Below are 22986 nucleotides of genomic sequence, written 5' to 3'. Positions count from 1 at the left end.
GCTTAATTCAAATAAACTTCACCCCGCCAATAGCTTACTCGTGATCGCTCAATCAATTTAGAGAGATCTTGATCGCGTTATGCTTCCCAATACACACTTCAACATGCTAAAGTTAACATTGTGTTAACAAAATACATCCTTCTGAATTGATAACGTTGTACATGCGGTTTGCTCTCTACAGTGTGGTGAGTTTCAAATCTAGAAGGAGCATCATAAATAACAGGGAGTTAACCAATGAATCAGCCGCACGAGTTGAAAATAAAAGGATGTACCTTACCACCACCGAATGAAATGATTTTGAAATGGGCTGCTGAACGGCCTAATGAAGTCTATCTCAAACAAATTATTAATCGCCAGTTTGTTGAATACACCTATGCCGAAGTCGCGGACAAAGCACTGCGCTTAGTGACGGCCTTACGTAAACTAGGGATTAAACCAGGAGATAAAGTCGCGCTAATATCGAAGAACTGCGCAGAGTGGTTTATCTGTGACATTGCTATGATGCTTGGCGATTTTATCAGCGTGCCCGTTTTTCCCACTGCCGGAGCGGATACCATCGAGCACTGCGTCACACACAGCGGCAGTAAAGTTTTAATTGGTGGTAAATTAGATGATGCTGCGGCTACTGAGCAAATCATTGATAAGCTAGACGGACTACTGACGATCAGCCTTGCTTACGATAGTGCACCGAAAAACTGCCAGTATCAATTTGAGCAATTGATTCAAGATGCCGCACCAAGTGAAGAAAGGCCCATTCATTACGATGATAAGCTGATGTCGATTGTTTATACCTCCGGTACATCGGGTTTACCAAAAGGGGCGATGCTCACTTATGGCGCATTCTCTTGGTCAGCACAACAATTAATCAATCATATCGGTATTGAAGAGCAAGATCGCTTGTTCTCATACCTTCCGCTCGCACACATTACTGAACGTGTCTATATCTTTGGTTCTTCAATTATGGGTGGCGTTCAAACCGCTTTTCCTGAATCACTCGATACCTTTATCGAAGATGTGAAGATGCAACGCCCAACACTGTTTATTTCGGTTCCACGCCTATGGACCTTATTCCAACAGCGTATCCAAGATAAGCTGCCGCAGAAGAAATTGAATTTCTTGCTCAAAATTCCATTTGTGAACTCATTAATTAAGAAGAAGCTCGCCGATGGCCTAGGCCTTGATCAAGCGCGTGTACTCGGCTGTGGCTCTGCACCCGTTTCACCCGCCCTACTTGAGTGGTACCACAGTGTCGGCCTCAACATCACTGAGGCTTGGGGGATGACCGAATCATTTGCTTACAGCACACTAAATTACCCATTCCGAGCCGATAAGATCGGTACGGTAGGTGATGCTGGCCCTGGTATTGAGCTAAAAATTGCTGAAGATGAAGAGATCATGGTGCGAGGTAAAGGCTTATTCTCTGGCTACTACAAAAATGATGAGGCGACTCAAGAAACCTTCGATGATCAGGGTTGGTTACACACTGGTGATATTGGTTTCTTAGATTCTGAAGGCTACCTCACCATTCAAGGACGTAAAAAGGACACCTTTAAAACTGCCAAAGGTAAATTCGTCGCTCCGGTACCAATCGAGAAAAAGCTGTTCGAATATAGCCGTGTAGAGATGATGTGTTTAATTGGCTCGGGTCTACCCGCGCCAGTGCTTTTAGTCGTCCCACATGACTTTCCAAACTTTGATCGCGAGCGTTATGAGCGCACCACTGAACGTGTCGTTAAACGCATGAACCAAGAACTCGAATCCCATGAACAGATCAAAGGGGTGTTGATGATCAAAGACCCATGGAGCATCGAAAACGGTATTTTGACTCCAACGCTCAAAATCAAACGTCATGTGTTGGAAAAACAATACCATGACGTGGGTGCAAACTGGCCAAAAGGCAAGTTGGTGGTTTGGGAAGAGTAAATCCTATCTAATCAGAAGGGCGCTCAGCGCCCTTTTCTTATTTGTGCACACCTTTATTACCATGGTCAGAGCATATGCCAAGGACAATGAAACAATCAGCTGTAGTTATAGTTAACTACCTATATCTAAGATAATTCGGCTTTTCTTGCTCTCTCGCTAACAGCCCTAAATCCTTCTGTAAATGAGGCGTAAGCATAAGCGGCAGCTCAGCACTTTTATTACCAATGCCCCACTTAAAACAAATTTTCTTGCTGATTTTCGACAACTTAAGCTCGATCTTAAAATCAACATGCAAAGCAAGTAACATCCTGTTCTCCCTTTTTTTCACTTTCCTGCTGAGTATTATTGAAATCTAGTGGCGTTTTAACCAACCACCATTTCTTACAAAAGGTATAAGTGAGAGTTATGGATAAGCGATTACGTTATCTTGCCGCGCTTCGTTACTTTGAAGTCGCCGCTCGCTATCAAAGCTACAGTAAAGCAGCTGATGAACTGTGCGTTAGCCAAGCTGCAGTCAGCCAAACGATCCGCCGTCTTGAAGATGATTTAACTTGTAAATTATTTATGCGTAAAGGACGTCATATGGTACTGACAGCTAAAGGGGAAACGCTGCTTTACCATGTGTCGAAAGGTTTTGAACAAGTCTTATTAGGCCTGAATAAGATTCAAAAAGAGCCTCTGGAAGGTTTACTTAAAGTCAGTGTTCCTCCTTCATTTGCTTCTCGTTGGTTGCTGCCAAGATTGTGGAAGTTCTCACTGGCTCATCCCGGTATTCCAATCCGCATTATCACGACATGTGAAGCATTGGATATCCAACATGGCGAAGTTGATGTTGCGATATGGCAAGGTGAACAGTTCACATCCGCTGACGGAATTAGGCAAGAATTACTGCTCGAAGAGGCGATTTACCCTTATTGCTCGCCAACCCTCGCCGAATCACTGCAGTTTACACAGCCAGCTCAACTACTCGACTGCTGGCTAATCCACTTTGAAAACTCCGAAATTGAGTGGAGCAAATGGTTTGAGCAAGCAGGCATCATAATGGATAAACAAGCGATACAATGGATGGAAGTGGGTACGTTTGATATGGCAATGAGCGCTGTCATCGCTGGGCACGGAGCATGTTTGGCTAGCGACTCAATCACGACAGATTTTATCGAGCGTGGACTACTAGTGAAGCCTTTTGATCAGCCCTTATCTCCAGGTATTCGGTTCCATCTTTTCACTCTAGATGAGTCTGCCCGCCGCGAACGTATCAATGTTTTCACGACTTGGCTTAAAAGTGAAATCGATGAAAGCGGAACGATGATTTAACCGCCCTTGAATGCCCCCTTTCTACTGGCATAAAAAAAGCCTCGCATCCGCGAGGCTTTCTATTCAAGCATTTAACTTAAGAATTACTTCTTAGCGTTACGCTCTTTAACTTCTGCAATCACTTGCTCCGCCACGTTGTTTGGACATGGGTTGTAGTGAGAGAATTCCATAGAGAACTGACCACGGCCAGAAGTCATAGTACGTAGAGTACCGATGTAACCAAACATTTCTGATAGAGGTACATCACCCTTGATACGTACGCCAGTAGTACCAGCTTGTTGATCTTTGATCATACCGCGACGACGGTTAAGGTCACCGATTACGTCACCAACGTGGTCTTCTGGAGTGAACACGTCAACTTTCATGATTGGCTCAAGAAGTTGCGCGCCAGCTTTAGGCATAGACTGACGGAATGCGCCTTTAGCAGCGATTTCGTAAGCGATAGCTGAAGAGTCAACTGCGTGGAAACCACCGTCGAATAGTTCAACTTCTACGTCTAGAGTTGGGAAGCCAGCTAGAACACCGTGGTCCATCATGCTAGCAAAACCTTTCTCAACTGCAGGCCAGAATTCTTTAGGTACGTTACCACCAACAACTGTTGACTTGAACGTGAAGCCTGAACCTTGCTCCCCTGGGCGGATACGGTAGTCGATCTTACCGAACTGACCTGAACCACCAGACTGTTTCTTATGCGTGTAGCTATCTTCAATTGCTTGAGTGATAGTTTCACGGTAAGCAACCTGTGGAGCACCTACTTCTAGCTCAACGCCGTAAGTACGCTTCAGGATATCAACTTTGATGTCTAGGTGAAGTTCGCCCATACCTTTAAGGATGGTTTCGCCTGAATCTTCGTCAGTTTCAACTTGGAATGATGGATCTTCTGCAACCATTTTACCGATCGCGATACCCATTTTCTCAGAACCGTTCTTATCTTTAGGCTTAACAGCGATAGAGATTACTGGTTCTGGGAAGATCATTGGCTCAAGAGTAACTTCGTGCTTAGGATCACATAGAGTGTGACCAGTCTTCACGTTCTTCATACCAACAACTGCGATGATGTCACCAGCTTGTGCTGAATCGATCTCGTTACGGTCGTTCGCGTGCATCTCAACCATACGGCCGATACGCTCAGTTTTACCAGTAGCTGAGTTAAGGATAGTGTCACCCTTCTTCATCTTACCAGCGTAGATACGGATGAACGTTAGTGCACCAAAGCGGTCGTCCATGATCTTGAACGCAAGCGCTTTTAGTGGCTCATCTGCAGATACAGTTGCGAATTCGCCAGTTGCTTCACCAGTGTCTGGGTTAGTTAGTGGTTGAGGATCTACTTCTGTTGGAGAAGGTAGGTAGTCAACTACTGCGTCAAGAATAAGTTGGATACCTTTGTTCTTGTACGCTGAACCACAGTAAGTTGGGAAGAATGCTAGGTCACGTGTACCTTTACGGATACAACGCTTGATGTCTTCTAGAGAAGGCTCTTCACCTTCCATGTAAGCCATCATTAGCTCATCGTCTTGCTCAACAGCAGTTTCGATTAGCATTTCACGGTATTCAGCTGCTTGGTCTACTAGATCAGCAGGGATATCTTCTACTGAGTAGTTTTCTGGAAGACCAGAGTCATCCCAGATGTAAGCTTTTTGGCTTAGTACGTCAACAACACCACAGAAGTCATCTTCGATACCGATTGGTAGAGTCATAACTAGTGGAGTAGCACCTAGAACGTTTTGTACTTGGTCAACAACTTTGAAGAAGTCAGCACCCATACGGTCTAGTTTGTTAACGAAGATTAGACGAGATACGTGAGACTCGTCCGCGTAACGCCAGTTAGTTTCAGACTGAGGCTCAACACCACCTGAACCACAGAATACACCGATACCACCGTCAAGTACTTTTAGAGAACGGTAAACTTCGATTGTGAAGTCAACGTGTCCAGGAGTATCGATGATGTTTAGGCGGTGATCGTTCCAGAAACAAGTAGTAGCTGCAGACTGGATTGTGATACCACGTTCAGCTTCCTGCTCCATGAAGTCAGTAGTAGTTGAACCGTCGTGTGTATCACCGATCTTGTGGATTTTACCAGTTAGCTTAAGGATACGCTCTGTAGAGGTAGTTTTACCCGCGTCTACGTGAGCAAAAATACCAATGTTTCTGTATTTTGATAAATCAGTCATTGTCTTACTCTGTTAATAAGGTATAAAGTGCGCGCAGAGTATATCACATTCTGTCAAGACTGATACCCTTGCGTGCGGCTATGTATAAAAAATATTTAGCGGGCGAATCTACCCCAAAATAATAGCCAAGTGTAGTATTTTGCGGTTAAAAATCCCAGTTTTTCGCCTTTCAATTATTGTGAGTGTCTAAGTTGGCAGCAACTTACAGCTCATCAAACGCATCTAACGCCTCTGATAGCTTTTTCACGCCGTGAATCTGCATTCCTTCAATGCCGCCTTTGGGCATATTGGCCGCTGGCACAATTGCTTTCTTAAAGCCGTGTTTAAATGCTTCGTTGAGACGCTCTTGTCCGCTCGGTACCGGGCGAATCTCACCAGCCAAGCCAACTTCACCAAACACCACCACGTCTTTCGGTAATGGACGATCTCTAAAGCTAGAAAGGAGCGCCATCACTAATGCAAGGTCAGCACTGGTCTCTGTTACTTTCACACCGCCAACGACATTCACGAATACGTCTTGGTCAGCCATTTGTAGCCCGCCATGCTTGTGCAGTACGGCTAATAATAGAGACAAACGGTTTTGCTCGAGACCCACGGCAACACGACGGGGATTAGCAAGCTGTGAATAGTCCACCAACGCTTGGATCTCAACCAATAGAGGTCGCGTACCTTCCCATAACACCATCACAGAGCTGCCTGATGTCTCTTCCTCCCCACGAGATAAGAAGATAGCGGATGGGTTACTCACTTCGCGCAATCCTTGTCCGGTCATGGCAAAAACACCGAGCTCATTGACTGCGCCAAAGCGGTTTTTGTGACTACGTAAAGTTCTAAACCGACTATCTGTTCCACCATCAAGCAACACAGAACAGTCAATAATATGCTCAAGAACTTTCGGGCCCGCCAAGGTACCATCTTTGGTTACGTGGCCAACAATAAAGACTGCAACGTTGTTTTGCTTAGCATAGCGAGTAAGCGCGGTTGCCGACTCTCGAACTTGCGCCACACTACCCGGCGAAGATTGAACATCCGATACATGCATTACCTGAATTGAGTCAATCACCATGATCTTTGGCTGCTCTTTTTCAGCAATTTGGCAAATGCGATCGACATTGGTTTCTGAGAGCATTTTGAGATGATCTTTAGGTAGGCCTAACCGCGAAGCTCGCATGGCAACTTGCTGAAGTGATTCTTCACCCGTGACATAAAGCGTTGGCATTTGTGACGACAGATGACACATGGTCTGCAACAACAAAGTCGATTTACCTGCACCAGGGCTACCACCGATCAAAATCGCTGCACCAGGTACAATACCGCCACCAAGAACACGATCGAGCTCTTTGAAACCACTGGTAAATCGAGGCACTTCTTGCAAATCGATTTCTGATAATGTCTGAACTTGAGTCTCAGAAACGGCACCGGCATAACCCGATAATCGTTCATTGCGCGCAACGGTCGGTGACGCGGCTAAACGTACTTCACTGATCGTATTCCAAGCTCCACAGGCGCTACATTGCCCCTGCCAGCGAGGGAAATCTGCCCCACAATCATTACACACATACGCTCGCTTTGCTTTTGCCATGTGACCTCATCTAAATTTTGTAAAAATGACAACCCATGTAACGTTTATGGGCTTGATTCGCCGTAACATATCACTAAAGATCTATTTATCAAGGCCGATATTACTTTGACACGGAACATTCATTAAGAAAGCATGCTACAAACTGAAATTCTATCACTGACCGAAAAATTGCTCCCAGCATATAACACGGAAGATTTTGATCTCTTGCTATCTAAGTTAACAGATGGTGAGCACCCATCTCTGAAGATCTTAGTGAAGATGGAGCTAAAACGCATTACATCTCCATGCTACCGCACTATCGATCTTCGTGGGAGGGTAAAGGGTGAGTGTAGAGAATATGAGTTGGATGGGATTACACACTGGCTTGATGATGTGGCTTTTAACACCTACCACAAAAACGTGCGCAAATATCAAGGCTATACCGAAGGCGTCTTTGAAGCTTTATCGAATACTCACAATAGCTTCAAAGTCATAAATCAAAGAAACAAAGCCTCCACCTCCGATAATGATAAAAGTTCAACAAGCTTTTGCGTCGAGCCTATTGTCATGGGGTTTGATTTAAAGCGAAAAGAGAATCGCCTTAAAATCTCCAGCCAAATTGTTATTCAGCTGGCAAACAATCAGCAAGTACATGGCGTCACTATCGACCTTTCCTCATCTGGAGGAAAGTTTAAAGTCCCTTCTGCATTCAACTACAAATTAGGGGAAGTCATTTCCATCCAGTTTGTTGAATTGGAGAAGTCAGCCAACATTGCCAAAATCAGTCAACAGGTTTGCTACCGTATAGTAGGTATTGATGAGTCTTTTGAAAACGACGCGATCAACTTCCTAAGAGTCATTCGGCTTGATAACGCAGATCTTATCGACAATATCATGGCTTACAGCCTACAAAATCAAGCGCAAAAATCGCGTCATGATAACCAAGACAAGGTCATTCGAGCTCGATCACGAGGCTATGAACATAATCACCTCAAACATACTTTTAGTCTGCCGATTTTCTTTAGCGGCAATGAACTCAAAATTGTCTTAATGACAGAGAATAACCAAAGCATTTGGCAATATTGGAATGACGAACGCAATCAGTTCACTCTATCCAATCTGTTCAGCCCTGAACGTATGGAGCAAATGATTAAGCCAGGTATGCGCGGCGGTAACAGTGTACTTTATACGTTTAAACACAATAAAAACGATAAAGACTATTTCTTTTCCATGATGATCCCCGAAGCTGATCGGGAATTACGTCAGCTGTTTTGGCATATTGGCGCTCATCGCGATAGTTGGAAAGTCTTCCGTATATCGGTGTTTGAACTTGGCGAAGTAGAGCAACAAGTTTTTAAAGATTTACCCAGCGATATCATCGATCTGGATAATGGTTTGACTCACTTCGCCATGTTACAAGAAATCTCAGATCATCGTGTAGGTACCGACTATCTCTTAAGTGAGAAGCCTCGTTTGAACAGCTCGGTACTGAAGCAGTTTTGTCATAAGCGAAACTGTACCAATACACCGGTGAGTCTCTATTTTGATGCACAAAATCGTCGTAAAGAACCACGATACCAGCTACGTTCACCTCTATTTATCTCCGTCGAAGGACAGCAAGCGGCTGGAGTGACGCTCGACATATCTAAGCGTGGGTTGTATATCGCGTTAAATTCACCCATTGACGTTAAAGCAGGCGATCTGTGTACGATTGATTTTAGCGAACTGCAACTTTATGACAAATCTCTGCCTCTCAACGCTGTACCATACAAAATCATTCGTATCAGCCCCGGCGGTAAAAGGGTTCAGCTAGTGATGGATGATCACTCCGCCAATCTAAAAACGATCACGTTTTTTGGCAAACTCATCGCACACAACCAGAACAAACTCGTTGCCACCAAAGAAACGCTGCCAAGTCAGAGCATGTTAGAGAATCTGCATAACATTTTGCTTGAAAAAATGGTCAGCACACCATTATTTATTGAAAAGAAAGGCAACACACTCACCCCTAAAGTTATTGGGGTAAGCTATCCTCTGCGTAACTACTTGGCTCTTTTTGCCAAAGTAAGTAAAAACAACCAATTGCAACTAGATTCTGTGTATAAAGGGCGAACAACGACTCTTTTAGCAGCACCAATGAAACGAGTGCAAGGAGCAGTTCCACAAGCTCATGAGTTGTACATTTGTGCCATTAAATTTGGCACTCGCTTACAAACACTAAAGGCCAAACTTTGTAGCGAATTCGAATCAACCAAGGAACGCATCGAATTTATCAAAACCAGCCAGCATATGGGCGAGTTCTATGCGATACGTATCTGCTCAACCCCGATCTTCGATCCTATCACCGCAATGTTAAGAAGGGATATTGAAGAACTCACTAGTATTAGCTTGCATCAAGCTCGAAGCTTGGAAAAAGAGATATCGACCTTAGTCGGCTACAGTGAGTATGTTGATATTACAGAGGAAGTATTAATTCGCCTTGAGCTGACAACGTAATGCTTTACTGACAGCAACAGAAAAGCGAGCTAAACAGCTCGCTTTTGTTTAAGTTGAACAGAATTATGGCAAAGGTTTAAAGCTTACCTTTTGTTGCTTAAGCAATTGAGCAGACAAAATACACAATACTCCGCCTAAACCAATGTAACGAATCGCTGTTTGCGCTTGTTGCTCGACCTTAGGTTTCGCATGGTAAGCAATACCTAAGCCCGCCGCACTCATCATCACTAAGTCATTGGCCCCATCACCCACCGCAACAGTATTGTGTGGTTCAATATCATATTGCTCTGATAATTGGACTAAGATCTCCGCTTTTGTTTGCGCGCTTACCACTTCACCCAATACTTTCCCGGTTAACTTACCGTCAATGATTTCTAATTGGTTTGACTGTGCATGATCTAAATTCAACATCTGCTTAAGGTGATCGGAAAAATAAGTGAAACCACCTGAAGCTATTGCAGTTTTCCAACCAAACTGTTGCAGAGTTGCAATCAGTTCTGGAAAGTCTGGCATCAGCGGTAAAGACTGCCTTACTTGCTCCAAAATAGACTCATCTGCACCAGCTAATTTGCCAACCCGTTGTCGCAGGCTCTGCTCAAAATCCAATTCACCCTGCATGGCTCGCTCGGTGACTTCTGAGACTTCTTCACCGACACCCGCTAATTTGGCAATCTCATCAATACACTCAATCTGAATCGCAGTCGAGTCCATATCAAACACCATCAGTCCGGGTTTGGTAAGCTCTGGAAACTCTCGTAGCGAAGCATAGTCTAGCTCGAGCGCTTGAAGGATTTCTTCATGCTCAGCTGTTAGTTGACCGGCCATCAAGGCCACTTCGTAAGAGCCAACTTGCCACACATCAACGATAGGGTTGTATTCTCCGGTGAAGAAATCGATATCTTCAAACTGCTGCGGATTCAAATAGTGCCCAAAAACAATCCACCCAGCTTTGCTTCGATCAAAGTTGGTCGACGTTTGCGCTTCTGGTAGGCGGTTTAGCAATGTAGTACGACGTTTAATCGCCAGTTTTTTCAACATATCCATGTAAAGCATTCCTATTAAAGTTGCTTCCAAGTTAACCTATTGCAATTTGGTTGCGCAAGTCTCAATATGCGCACTGTACACGATAAATATAGATTTTTAGCCCATAATCACTACCATCAAAGCATAGTGTAGTGAGGTTTGGAAGGTAACTTATGAACTCATCTTTGTTTTCATTCCGTATGGTCATTCGAGCGCTGATCATCCTGTTCTTGATTGCAGGCGGTATCATGATCGCAATCAACAGCGTTAAGATCACCAAAGGTAATGAGCAGATCCAAACGAATCAATTAGAGACGCTAACTAAAGTACTTATCTCTCAAGCTTCGTTATCTGCTGGCTCTATGATTGCCGATGCGGACCAAGAGCGTCTGCTCAATCTAACCAACCAGTTGGCTGAGGATAAGCTAGTATTTGACGCAACAATTTATGACGCCGAGGGTATTCGCCTCGCTTCGAGTGATAAAGCAAAGTCGGTGCGTGAAATTTTAGGCTTAGATACCCCATTAGAAACCGCGCGTATTGGACGCCAACAGTTAGTTGAACCCATCATGCACGACAACGCGATTGTCGGCTTTATCCGCATGACGTTTGAAACCGGCAAGCTAACCGCATTCTCTGATCACTACTACCGCAAGAGTGACCGCTACATGTACTCAATGGTGGGTGTGAGCTTTATCGCCGGCTTCTTACTGGCGTTTATTATTCGCCGTAAGCCACAAGCCAAAGGCGAGAATTTGTTACTGAAAGAAATGAATTAGACAAAAACCGGCGTAAGCCGGTTTTTTATTCGGGAACGCTGACGCTACGGATGCGGGATGCGGGAAAGCAATAGCGCTATCAGGTTGTCATTCAATACCATGCGTAAACAAAAGCAAGATTCCCGACTCGCTGCGCTCTCGAGAATGACAACTTTTTTGCAACGCTATTTATATCAACAATGGCAAGTTTTTAGTAAACCTGCACATATCTACAATGACAGGTGAAAAAAACGTATGCGCATAAAAAAGGGCTGGCACTTAAGCCAACCCTTATAATTCTTACGCAGTTTTGCTTATCCGTAGCTGAGCGTTCCGTAAGTGAAACGTTCCCGACTCCGTAAGCACCGCGTTCCTGGAGCTTCGCTCGATTACTCTGCGTCACCCAGTAGAACTGAATCTAGTGCGATAAGCATCATGTCGTTGAACGTGTTTTGACGCTCTTCAGAAGTGGTTTGCTCACCTGTTTTGATGTGGTCAGAAACAGTACAGATCGTTAGTGCTTTTGCACCGTACTCTGCTGCAACGCCGTAGATACCCGCCGCTTCCATTTCAACGCCGACAATACCGTACTTGTCCATTACATCGAACATTTCTGGATCTGGCGTGTAGAAAAGCTCAGCTGAGAATAGGTTACCCACTTTTACATCAACACCACGAGCTTTTGCTGCTTCTTCTGCTGCACGAACCATTTTGTAGTCCGCGATAGCCGCAAAATCGTGACCTTTGAAACGGATACGGTTTACTTTAGAGTCTGTACAAGCACCCATACCGATCACAACGTCGCGTACTTTAATATCTTCGTTTACTGCACCGCAGCTACCCACGCGAATCACTTTCTTCACGCCGAAGTCTTTAATTAGTTCAGTCACGTAGATTGAGCATGAAGGGATGCCCATACCATGGCCCATTACAGAGATCTTACGACCTTTGTAAGTGCCTGTGTAACCAAACATATTACGAACATCACATACTTGAACTACGTCTTCTAGGAATGTTTCTGCAATGTATTTAGCACGTAGCGGGTCACCCGGCATTAGTACTACATCTGCAAACGCACCCATTTCAGCATTAATATGTGGAGTTGCCATCGTGTTTTCCTTTTCAATATAGAAGAAGGCGCCAAATGAACGGCATTGACGCCAATAGTATTCAGTTTACTCTGACTCAAGCCGCCAAAGCAGCCCAAGTCTTATAATTTACAAGAAGCTCTTGCCGTAATCCATTGGTGACGTTGCAAAATATTCAGCTAACGTCTGACCAATATCAGCAAATGATTCACGACGACCTAGTGAGCCAGCCGGGATCTTTTGACCATATACCAGCACTGGAATATGTTCACGTGTATGATCAGTACCTGGCCATGTTGGATCACAACCGTGGTCAGCCGTTAGGATCAAGATGTCATCTTCTTGCATCAATTCTAGTACTTCGTTAATGCGACCGTCGAAGTATTCTAGCGCCGCAGCGTAGCCTGCAACATCACGACGGTGACCGAATGCAGAGTCAAAATCAACAAAGTTAGTGAATACGATAGTATTGTCACCCGCCGCTTTGATCTGTTCTAGCGTGGCTTCAAACAGCGCTGGAATACCGGTTGCTTTCACTTTTTTGGTAATACCGCAGTTCGCATAGATATCGGCAATCTTACCGATAGAAACCACTTCACCTTGCTTCTCTTCCGCAAGTTTTTGCAAAACAGTCGTCGCTGGCGGCTCAACCGATAGATCGCGACGGTTACCAGTACGCTCAAATTGACCTTTTCCAGAACCAATAAATGGACGGGCAATAACACGACCGATGTTGTAATCAACTAATTCTTCACGCGCAATTTGGCAAAGTTCAAGTAATCGTTCTAAGCCAAATGTCTCTTCATGACAGGCAATTTGGAATACCGAGTCTGCTGAGGTGTAGAAAATTGGCAAGCCAGTTTTCATATGTTCTTCACCAAGATCATCCAATACTTGCGTACCCGATGCGTGGCAGTTACCTAGGAAGCCATCAAGACCTGCGCGAGCAAGAATGCGGTCGGTTAGCTCTTTAGGGAAGCTGTTTGCCTTATCCGTGAAATAACCCCAATCAAATAATACTGGTACGCCAGCGATTTCCCAGTGACCAGACGGAGTATCTTTACCAGAAGATAGCTCTGCAGCGTGGCCGTAAGCGCCAATGATCTCAACATCTGCGTCTAAACCAGGCGCAAAATAGCCAGTCGACTCTTTATGTGCCATCGCCAAACCCAATTTAGATAGGTTTGGTAGCGTTAGCATACCGCTACGCTTTTCATTGTCTGCCAAACCTTTATCACACTGCTCTGCGATATGACCTAGCGTATCTGAACCTACATCACCGAACTTATCAGCATCCGCTGTCGCGCCGATACCAAATGAGTCTAGGACTAAAATAAATGCTCTTTTCATTGCTCGTTCCTCAGGCCCACTTAGAAATCGTTATTGTGAAAGCAGGCCTTATTATTATTAAACGTCTTCTGCGCGGATCTGGCAGTAAACGTTTGGAGTTGGGGTGTACTCACCACCAATAGTAATCGCTTTGCGCAGCGCGTTCGCTGCATCTTGCCACTGCGCTTCACTACGTGCGTGAATCACTGCCAGTGGTTTGCTTTCATCAGCAACATCACCCAAACGAATGAAGCCATCAAAGCCTACCGCATAATCAATGCTGTCAGTCGCAACTCGGCGACCACCACCCATAGAGACTACTGCCATACCAATTGCACGTGTATCCATCGCAGAAACCACACCATGCTGTTCTGCGAACACAGGTTTGATAATCTCTGCTTTTTCTAGGTAGTTGTCGTAGTTTTCAACAAAATCTGCTGGACCGCCAAGACCCGCAACCATCTTACCGAAACATTCAGCCGCTTTACCGTTGTCTAATACTTCCATCAACTTAGCGTTCGCAGCTTCGGTGTTTTCTGCCAACTTACCAAGTACTAGCATTTCCGCACACGAGGCCAAAGTCACTTCAAGTAGACGTGAGTTACGGTATTCACCCGTTAGGAAACGGACCGCTTCACGCACTTCCACAGCATTACCCGCTGATGAAGCCAACACTTGGTTCATATCAGTTAGAATTGCCGTGGTCTTGGTGCCAGCACCATTTGCCACAGCCACGATAGACTTCGCGAGTTCTTCAGATGCTTCATAAGTTGGCATAAATGCGCCAGAACCTACTTTTACATCCATCACTAGTGATTCAAGACCTGCCGCCAGTTTCTTCGATAGAATTGACGCAGTAATAAGAGAAATGTTGTCTACGGTAGCGGTGATATCACGAGTTGCGTATACACGCTTATCGGCAGGCGCTAGATCGCCAGTTTGACCAATAATGGCAACGCCAGCGTCTTTGGTTACTTGACCAAACACATCATTGGTTGGCGTAATGTTGTAGCCTGGAATTGACTCAAGCTTATCTAGCGTACCACCCGTGTGTCCGAGACCACGACCAGAAATCATTGGTACAAAGCCACCACATGCTGCCACCATTGGGCCAAGCATCAGTGAAGTTACATCGCCCACACCACCGGTTGAGTGTTTATCAACAATTGGACCACCAAAGTTCATGTGGCTCCAATCGATAACCATGCCAGAATCACGCATCGCACACGTCAGTGCAATTCGCTCATCCATTGTCATCTCATTGAAGAAAATCGTCATCGCAAACGCTGCGATTTGACCTTCAGAAACGGTGTTGTTGGCAACGCCTTGAATAAAGAAGTTAATTTCGTCAGCGGTTAGCACTTCGCCATCACGCTTTTTACGAATGATCTCTTGTGGTAAATACATTAGGTCCTCCCGTACTCGCATGAGTAAGGTTGTAAGGTAAAGAGGTCAAAACAGGACGGCGGTCTGCCGACCTATCTTAGTTCAGACATAAACTGATTCGATCAGTCATACCCTAAATAGTTGGCGTTGCAGCTAGGCGACAAGTAAGTTCATTCCTATGAGCATAGATAACTATGTGATTAGGATGAACTTACGAAGTCAACAACGCTGCAGCGTCAAATATGACGGGTATATTAGTAAGCAGCTGGATCCGCTTTCTCGTCTGTCACTTCTAATGTATTAAGAAGGTTAGTTAGTAGGCTTGATGCACCGAAACGGTAGTGACGAGCGTCAACCCAGTTGTCACCTAGAATTTCATCTGCCATTGCTAGGTAAGCTTGTGCATCTTCCGCTGTACGTACACCACCTGCTGGTTTGAAACCAACAGTTTCAGCCACGTTCATGTCACGAATCACTTCTAGCATCATGCGTGCGTATTCTGGTGTTGCGTTCACTGGCACTTTACCCGTTGAAGTTTTGATAAAGTCAGCACCTGCTTCGATACAGATTTGTGATGCTTTCTTAATTAGCGCTTCTTCTTTTAGCTCACCAGTTTCGATAATTACTTTCAGTAGTACGCTGTCACCACAAGCTGCTTTACATTGTTTAACCAGCTCAAAGCCCACTTCCTCGTTACCTGCGATTAGGGCGCGGTAAGGGAATACTACGTCTACTTCATCAGCACCGTATGCTACAGCCGCTTTCGTTTCCGCTACTGCGATTTCGATATCGTCGTTACCGTGAGGGAAGTTAGTTACAGTTGCGATACGTACTTCTGGCGTACCTTGCTCACGAAGTGTCTTCTTAGCAATAGGAATAAAGCGAGGGTAGATACAGATCGCAGCTGTGTTACCAACAGCTGTTTTTGCATCGTGACAAAGTGAAATAACTTTCGCATCTGTGTCGTCGTCATTTAGCGTCGTTAGGTCCATAAGTTGAAGTGCACGTAACGCTGCTGCTTTTAAATCGCTCATTTCTATCTCCGATCAATATTCAAAAATGTGACTGATTCTCTGCACTCTGAGTATAGGCTGAGAAAACAGTTATTGATGAACGGACTTGGTTCCTTGAAGACTCGGTGGCAAATAGCGAATTTGCCCCAATTGCTATCCTTGTCACCGCACAGTACCAGTTTGGCCCTATGGCACAACAATCAATGATTGTGGTGTCTTTAATAGCATATAACCTTGCCTCTGGCTCGTGCTATATGCTTTGTCAGATAAATCATTTATCTGATAGTGAGAATTCATTGCTAAATTGAACGCAATTCAATCCAAATTCAATCAATGACGCTTACCTTATAAAGAAACCGCGTAAAACTGTAGTGGCAAATAGCGCGCAAACGGTTTGTATCTCAAAAAATTTTACCGGGTATTCGCCTTTATTCACAAGCCTTGTGAAAAAGAAAATAGCCCTAGGTAAAAACAAAAAATGCCCCGCAGCATATGAGTGCTACAGGGCATAATTTCAAGTGGCGTCTATATTAAGCGAGCTCGAATTATAGAGCTGCTAGGCTTAGACAGAAGCCTGCAATTGTTGCTGCCATTAGGTTAGATAATGTACCAGCAAGAACCGCTTTCATACCCATACGTGCGATATCACCACGACGAGCTGGAGCCAAGCTACCTAGACCGCCTAGTAGAATCGCGATAGACGATAGGTTTGCAAAACCACATAGAGCGAACGAGATGATTGCCACTGTCTTTTCAGACATGATCTCACCTGTTGCTGCAACTACTTGTGCGCTTTCACCGATGTAAGGTGTGAAGTTCAAGTAAGCTACGAATTCGTTGATTACCAGTTTTTGACCGATAAATGAACCTGCAACGATTGCTTCATCCCACGGCACACCAATTAGGAATGCTAGTGGAGAGAATAGGTAACCTAGGATTAGTTGTAGCGTTAGATCCGGCATACCGAACCAACCACCGATGCCACCTAGCATACCGTTAACTAGAGCGATTAGACCTACGAATGCGATTAGCATTGCACCTACGTTAAGTGCTAGTTGTAGACCTGATGCCGCACCGCCTGCTGCTGCGTCGATAACGTTCGTTGGTTTGTCATCGCCACCGTCCATTGCCGCTGCGATATCTTCTTCAGGCTTATCAGTCTCTGGGTGAAGAATCTTAGCGAATAGTAGACCACCAGGTGCTGCCATGAATGATGCCGCTACTAGGTATTCTAGAGGCACGCCCATTGAAGCGTAACCAGCAAGTACACCACCAGCAACTGAAGCTAGACCACCACACATTACCGCAAACAGCTCAGATTGAGTCATTTTAGGAACAAATGGGCGAACCACTAGAGGTGCTTCAGTTTGACCTACGAAAATGTTAGCTGCCGCAGACATTGATTCCGCGCGAGATGTACCTAGCGCTTTCTGTAGACCACCACCAAGGATTTTGATAACCCATTGCATCACGCCTAGGTAGTACAGTACTGAAATCAGTGCTGAGAAGAAAATCAGTGTCGGAAGTACACGGAATGCGAAGATGAAACCGCCGCCGCCAAATACTTCGAACATCTTGTCAGAAACAAGACCACCGAATAGGAAAGAGATACCGTCGTTACCGTAGTTGATAACGTTTGATACACCTTGAGAGAAACCGTTTAGTAGATCACGACCCCAAGGCACGTATAGAACGAATGCACCAAGTACAAATTGGATAGCGAATGCGCCACCTACAGTTCTTAAGTTGATAGCTTTTCGGTTTGATGAGAATGCAAATGCAATAGCAAGAAGCACTACCATACCGACTAGGCTCATAAACAGGCTCATAGTTTATGACTTCCTTATGTTATTTATTGGCGTGTTACAAAGTGGAGCTACAAAAGCGCGGTGGATTATACTTATCGAACTCAGTAAAAGTAGTACCCGCATCGCACTTTTTACCACACAACAGGTACGATACATTAACAATTGAGATATCAATCACAAAACGCAACCGTTTAAATGAGTCATTTCACACAAAAACCACAATAAAACCTCAAAAATTAAACATTTTTTTGGCTGTTTTTGCCACTATTCGGCTAATCGTTTGCTCGGACTCATTTCGTAGCAATATAAAAGAAGATAGAACATCTTTGACGAATTTGGGTTGGTTTGCCTCTCCTTGATAGCCACTCAATGGCATATCTGGTGCATCTGTCTCAAAAACTAAACTCTCTAAAGGAAAACGAGCGAAGGCATTACGAGTTTTATTGGCCCTTGCATACGTTATCGAGCCACCGACCCCGAGACACAAACCGAGCTTTATGTAATCCATCCCCTGCTCATAACTGCCCGTAAACCCATGTACAATTCCCCCGCAAGATAATGGATATTGCTTAAGCACTTTAACCAGTTCTTGGTGCGCTTTTCTTACATGAAGCAATACTGGCAACTCAAACTGTTGAGCGAGCTTAAGCTGCTCGATCAACACCTCTGTTTGGAGTTGCTGATTATCTCGACCATGATAAAAATCAAGTCCACACTCACCAATGGCTACGCAACTCGCACTGGCTTCCAATCGCAGCCGCATATGATTGAGCTGCTCAAGGCTTTGTCGGGTAACAAACATTGGATGGATGCCAATCGCCCACTTAACCATTGAATACTCTTTTGCATAGTTGGCAATTCGGTCCCAATTGCTTTCATCAACTGAAGGTACCAATATCTGGTCAACGCCTGCCTGTTTTGCCTCACGCAAAGCAGCATCAAGATCAATGTCTTTTTCAACCATTAGGTCCAAATGACAGTGCGTATCAAACAAGCTCATAGTTAACTTTTCCCCCAACACTATTGCACTACATTTGAGTAACAAATGCGTACATCACAAATATGACGTTTACCTGTATGACGGTAACGTTTTCCATTGATATGCATCACATTTTTGTATTCTTTACTGGTTTCAAATACACCAAGCAAACGATAAAATGACTAGTTAATGGTCTGACCTATAAATGGGACTTACCTGTATTTTAGGCAACATTTCCACCTAATTTACTCTATGTAGCGAAACATTGATTTCATATTTGTTAATAAATCATGAAAACAGAGAGCAGCTACTTTCATATCGCATTTGCACTACTAAGGATCTGATAGTGAAAAATCCAATTCTGAAACTCTCTACTCTAGCGCTTGCTATGTCATCGTTCAGTGTTTTCGCAGCGAAACCAGCGGTTGTTTATGATACTGCAGGTAAATTCGATAAATCTTTCAATGAAGCAGTTTACCAAAACGGCGTGAAAGTATTTAACGCTGATAAAGGCGTCACTGTACGTGAGTTCGAGCCACAAAACGAAGCACAACGTGAACAAGGTTTACGTCGCCTAGCTAGCCGTGGGTTTACTCCTATCGTTGCTGTTGGCTTCAACATGTCTTCTGCGGTTGAAAAAGTTGCTACTGAATACCCTGATATTCAATTCACGATTATTGACTCTGTGGTTGATAAACCAAACGTACAATCGATTGTGTTTAAAGAGCACGAAGGCTCTTTCCTAGTCGGTGCTCTTGCCGCTAAAGCATCTGCAACAGGTAAAGTGGGTTTCATTGGCGGTATGGATATTCCGCTAATTCGTAAATTTGAGTGTGGCTACCGTCAAGGTGCTAAATACGCAAATCCAGGCGTTGAAACTTTCTTAAACATGACAGGTTCAACACCAGCAGCGTTTGCTGACCCAGCGAAAGGCTCTGAGCTAGCAAAATCTCAATTCTCTAAAGGCGTTGACGTAATCTACGCAGCAGCTGGCGGTACTGGTATGGGTGTTTACCAAGCGGCGAAAGATGCGGGTAAATTCGCTATCGGTGTTGATTCAAACCAAAACCACCTACAACCAGGCACAATGCTGACTTCAATGGTTAAGAAAGTAGGCGTTGCAGCATACAACTCTTGGGATCAAGCAGAAAAAGGCACGTGGACTCCAGGTGTTAAAGTGCTAGGCCTAAAAGAAGGTGCGGTTGAGTGGGCATACGATGACAACAACAAAGATCTTGTTTCTGCTGAAGAGCGCGCTTACTTGGAGAAAATCCAAGCAGACATCATCAGCGGCAAAGTTGCAGTCCATGACTACATGTCTAACAACTCATGTGACATCTAATACTATCTGTAACGCATAAAACCAGCACTGCCACAGTGCTGGTCTAGCAATACGATAAACGCCGCTGCTGACGTAGTAGCGGCGTGTTGTTATCTAAAAAGGCTTTATCCTGTGACACAAAAAATTGCGATAGAACTAAATCGTATCGATAAACGATTTGGCTCAGTACATGCAAACCGTGAAATCGATTTAAAAGTCCCAGCAGGCACAATCCACGGCATTATCGGGGAAAATGGTGCGGGCAAATCGACTCTGATGAGTATTATTTACGGCTTCTATCACGCTGATTCTGGCACCATGTCAGTCAATGGCGCTCCATATAAACCAAATAACTCTCAAGACGCTATTCGTGCAGGGATAGGTATGGTGCACCAACACTTTATGTTGGTGGATACATTTACCGTACTAGAAAACATTATTCTAGGGGCGGAAGAAGGCTGGAAGCTGGAAGACACCCTATCAAAGGCGCGCAAAAAACTCCAAGCTCTGGCAACAGACTACGGACTGGATGTACCGCTCGATACCCCTGTAGGCCAACTACCAGTGGGACTACAGCAGCGCGTTGAAATTCTTAAAGCCCTTTATCGTGACGCTAAAGTTCTGATCTTAGATGAACCAACTGGCGTACTGACGCCGCAAGAAGCCGATCACTTGTTCCGCATTCTCGATAAACTGCGTAAACAAGGTACCACGATCATGATTATCACGCACAAACTGCGCGAGGTGCTGGCAATTACCGACAATATTTCGGTCATGCGCCAAGGCGCGATGGTGTCGCACGTCGTCACGGCACAAACCGATAAAGAGCAGCTTGCAGAACTCATGGTTGGACGAAAAGTTCGCCTCAAAGTCGATAAAGAGCCAGCTCAACCGAAAAAAGAGCTGATCACAGTCAAAGACCTACAGTACTTTGACCAATCAGGCGTAGAGCGAGTGAAGAAAGTCAACTTCTCTGTACGTCAAGGTGAGGTCGTGGGTATTGCGGGGGTATCTGGTAATGGTCAATCAGAGATCTTAAGCCTACTCTCTGGGATCATCCAACCAAGCTCGGGAACCATTCATCTTAACGGCAGTGAAATTACCGCAAGTCAGGTACTCGACCCTCAACAAGTGCGCGCTATTGGTGTTAGCCATATTCCAGAAGATCGCCACAAGCAAGGTTTGATCAATAAGTTTTCTGCCAAAGAAGCCTTTATTTTAGGCCATCAACACCTAGAACAATACAACCAAGGGTTCTTGCAAGATAAAAAAGCGATTGAACACGCCTGCCAAACCAGCATGGACAAATGGGATGTGCGCCCGAATGATCCATCTCTGAAGACTGCTAACTTCTCTGGTGGTAACCAGCAAAAACTGGTGATTGCCCGTGAAATGGAGCAAGACCCAGATGTGATTCTCATCGGTCAGCCAACTCGTGGCGTAGATATCGGCGCGATTGAATACATCCACCAGCAAGTAATTGCCGCTCGTGATGCGAATAAAGCCGTCTTGCTAGTATCGGTAGAGTTGGATGAGATCTTGGCCCTTGCAGACCGTATTTTGGTGGTCTTTGACGGCACTATTGTCGGTGAAGTTTCTGCCGCACAAGCCGATGAGAAAACCCTTGGTTTGATGATGGCAAACATTTTGCCGGATCACCTTAAACAACCAGAGACGCAAGGAGCCCAATCATGAGTCAAGCGAAAGTACCCGCTTGGGTAACCATGGCGTTACTACCCGCCATTAACGTGTTAGTCGCGTTTCTTGTTTCTGCTTTGTTGTTTATCTATATCGACATTAATCCGATTGATGCTGCAAAAGTGATGTGGACTGGTGCCTTTGGCTACGCTGAGGGGCTTGGTTATACCTTGTACTACGCTACTGGCTTTGTATTTACCGGTCTCGCGGTAGCGGTCGCTTTCCACGCAGGTCTATTTAATATCGGTGGTGAAGGTCAAGCATACATTGGTGGTTTGGGCATCGGTCTTATCTGTCTGACGCTAGGTGAAGTCGCTCCGTGGTGGGTGGTATTTCCCGTAGCTATTCTGGTCGGCGGTGCATTTGGCGCAGCATGGGCGTTTATCCCTGCATACCTGCAAGCAAAACGTGGCTCGCACATCGTAATTACCACCATCATGTTTAACTTCATTGCCTCATCGCTAATGGCCTACTTACTGGTTGATATCCTAAAACCAGATAATACGATGGCAACCGAAAGCCGCGTGTTTGCTGTTAGTAGCTGGCTACCTAAGATGCATGAAATCTTAGCGGTATTTGGCATTGAAACCGCGCCAAGCCCACTCAATTTAAGCTTTATCTTTGCCCTACTCTGCTGTGTATTCGTTTGGCTGTTGATGTGGAACTCGCGTTGGGGTTATGAAATCCGTGCTGTGGGTGCAAACCCAACCGCTGCGGGCTATGCGGGTATCAAGTACGTTAAAGTCATCGTAATAACAATGATCATTTCAGGCATGTTAGCGGGCTTCTTTGGTCTCAACGTACTGCAAGGTGAGTTGCATCAAATCAAACTTAACTTTGTCGAAGGCTTTGGCTTTACCGGTATCGCAGTGGCGCTAATGGGCCGTAACCACCCAATTGGTGTCCTGCTAGCAAGTTTGTTGTTTGGTTTCCTCTACCAAGGCGGTGCAGAGCTTAGCTTTGAATATGGTGTTGACCGTAACATCGTTGTAGTACTGCAAGGTCTGGTGATTCTCTTCTCTGGTGCTTTAGAGCATATGTTCAGACCTCACTTAGAGCGTGCATACCTTAAGTTTGCTGCTAAGAAACATCAGCAACCAACGGAGCAAGGAGCCTAA

The 22986-nt window shown here is 44.9% G+C and carries 16 protein-coding genes; 7 read left to right on the top strand and 9 right to left on the bottom strand.

Features of this window, described 5'->3' with window-relative positions:
- Positions 1-234 precede the first annotated feature (234 nt).
- Positions 235-1923, top strand: a complete 1689-nt coding sequence (locus IRQ95_RS07345) for an AMP-binding protein (RefSeq protein WP_194436329.1) — start codon at positions 235-237, stop codon at positions 1921-1923.
- A gap of 405 nt (positions 1924-2328) precedes the next feature.
- On the top strand, positions 2329-3237 hold the full coding sequence (locus IRQ95_RS07340) for a LysR substrate-binding domain-containing protein (protein WP_194436328.1): 909 nt from the start codon (positions 2329-2331) through the stop codon (positions 3235-3237).
- A gap of 83 nt (positions 3238-3320) precedes the next feature.
- Here the strand turns inward: IRQ95_RS07340 and fusA are convergent, their stop codons facing one another.
- Together fusA and radA are read right to left on the bottom strand one after the other, a co-directional pair.
- Positions 3321-5408, bottom strand: a complete 2088-nt coding sequence (gene fusA / locus IRQ95_RS07335; protein ID WP_075652249.1) for an elongation factor G — start codon at positions 5406-5408, stop codon at positions 3321-3323.
- Positions 5409-5610: 202 nt separating this feature from the next.
- Positions 5611-6990: a DNA repair protein RadA gene (gene radA, locus IRQ95_RS07330; protein WP_194436327.1), complete on the bottom strand. Its 1380-nt coding sequence runs from the start codon at positions 6988-6990 to the stop codon at positions 5611-5613.
- Between the two features lie 132 nt (positions 6991-7122).
- Here radA and IRQ95_RS07325 point away from each other — a divergent pair, with 132 nt between their 5' ends.
- On the top strand, positions 7123-9465 hold the full coding sequence (locus tag IRQ95_RS07325) for a PilZ domain-containing protein (protein ID WP_194436326.1): 2343 nt from the start codon (positions 7123-7125) through the stop codon (positions 9463-9465).
- A gap of 63 nt (positions 9466-9528) precedes the next feature.
- Here the strand turns inward: IRQ95_RS07325 and serB are convergent, their stop codons facing one another.
- On the bottom strand, positions 9529-10509 hold the full coding sequence (gene serB, locus IRQ95_RS07320) for a phosphoserine phosphatase (protein WP_194436325.1): 981 nt from the start codon (positions 10507-10509) through the stop codon (positions 9529-9531).
- Between the two features lie 152 nt (positions 10510-10661).
- On the opposite strand from serB, the gene IRQ95_RS07315 reads away from it, so the two are divergent.
- Entirely contained in the window at positions 10662-11267 is a 606-nt protein-coding gene (locus tag IRQ95_RS07315; RefSeq protein ID WP_194436324.1) for a YtjB family periplasmic protein, read from the top strand.
- A gap of 368 nt (positions 11268-11635) precedes the next feature.
- Here the strand turns inward: IRQ95_RS07315 and deoD are convergent, their stop codons facing one another.
- From deoD to IRQ95_RS07285, 6 genes are all read right to left on the bottom strand, one after another.
- Positions 11636-12355 carry a purine-nucleoside phosphorylase gene (gene deoD / locus IRQ95_RS07310; RefSeq protein WP_194436323.1) on the bottom strand — a complete coding sequence of 240 codons (720 nt, stop codon included), beginning with the start codon at positions 12353-12355 and terminating at the stop codon, positions 11636-11638.
- Between the two features lie 108 nt (positions 12356-12463).
- On the bottom strand, positions 12464-13684 hold the full coding sequence (locus IRQ95_RS07305) for a phosphopentomutase (RefSeq protein ID WP_194436322.1): 1221 nt from the start codon (positions 13682-13684) through the stop codon (positions 12464-12466).
- A 57-nt stretch (positions 13685-13741) separates the two neighbouring features.
- Complete coding sequence (gene deoA / locus IRQ95_RS07300; protein ID WP_194436321.1) at positions 13742-15070, bottom strand: thymidine phosphorylase; 1329 nt, start codon at positions 15068-15070, stop codon at positions 13742-13744.
- Between the two features lie 233 nt (positions 15071-15303).
- Positions 15304-16083 carry a deoxyribose-phosphate aldolase gene (gene deoC / locus IRQ95_RS07295; protein ID WP_075651278.1) on the bottom strand — a complete coding sequence of 260 codons (780 nt, stop codon included), beginning with the start codon at positions 16081-16083 and terminating at the stop codon, positions 15304-15306.
- Between the two features lie 524 nt (positions 16084-16607).
- Positions 16608-17891, bottom strand: coding sequence for a NupC/NupG family nucleoside CNT transporter (locus IRQ95_RS07290; protein WP_194436320.1), 1284 nt, complete (start codon positions 17889-17891; stop codon positions 16608-16610).
- Positions 17892-18099: 208 nt separating this feature from the next.
- Positions 18100-18870: a TatD family hydrolase gene (locus IRQ95_RS07285; protein ID WP_194436319.1), complete on the bottom strand. Its 771-nt coding sequence runs from the start codon at positions 18868-18870 to the stop codon at positions 18100-18102.
- Between the two features lie 325 nt (positions 18871-19195).
- On the opposite strand from IRQ95_RS07285, the gene IRQ95_RS07280 reads away from it, so the two are divergent.
- From IRQ95_RS07280 to IRQ95_RS07270, 3 genes are all read left to right on the top strand, one after another.
- Complete coding sequence (locus IRQ95_RS07280) at positions 19196-20191, top strand: BMP family lipoprotein (RefSeq protein ID WP_348541587.1); 996 nt, start codon at positions 19196-19198, stop codon at positions 20189-20191.
- A gap of 111 nt (positions 20192-20302) precedes the next feature.
- Entirely contained in the window at positions 20303-21865 is a 1563-nt protein-coding gene (locus tag IRQ95_RS07275) for an ATP-binding cassette domain-containing protein (protein ID WP_194436318.1), read from the top strand.
- Positions 21862-22986, top strand: a complete 1125-nt coding sequence (locus IRQ95_RS07270) for an ABC transporter permease (protein WP_194436317.1) — start codon at positions 21862-21864, stop codon at positions 22984-22986. The genes IRQ95_RS07275 and IRQ95_RS07270 overlap by 4 nt, the downstream gene beginning before the upstream one ends.

This window comes from Vibrio fluminensis, assembly GCF_015278125.1.
Classification (GTDB): Bacteria; Pseudomonadota; Gammaproteobacteria; order Enterobacterales; family Vibrionaceae; genus Vibrio; species Vibrio fluminensis.
This window is presented reverse-complemented; position numbering and strand designations above follow the sequence as displayed.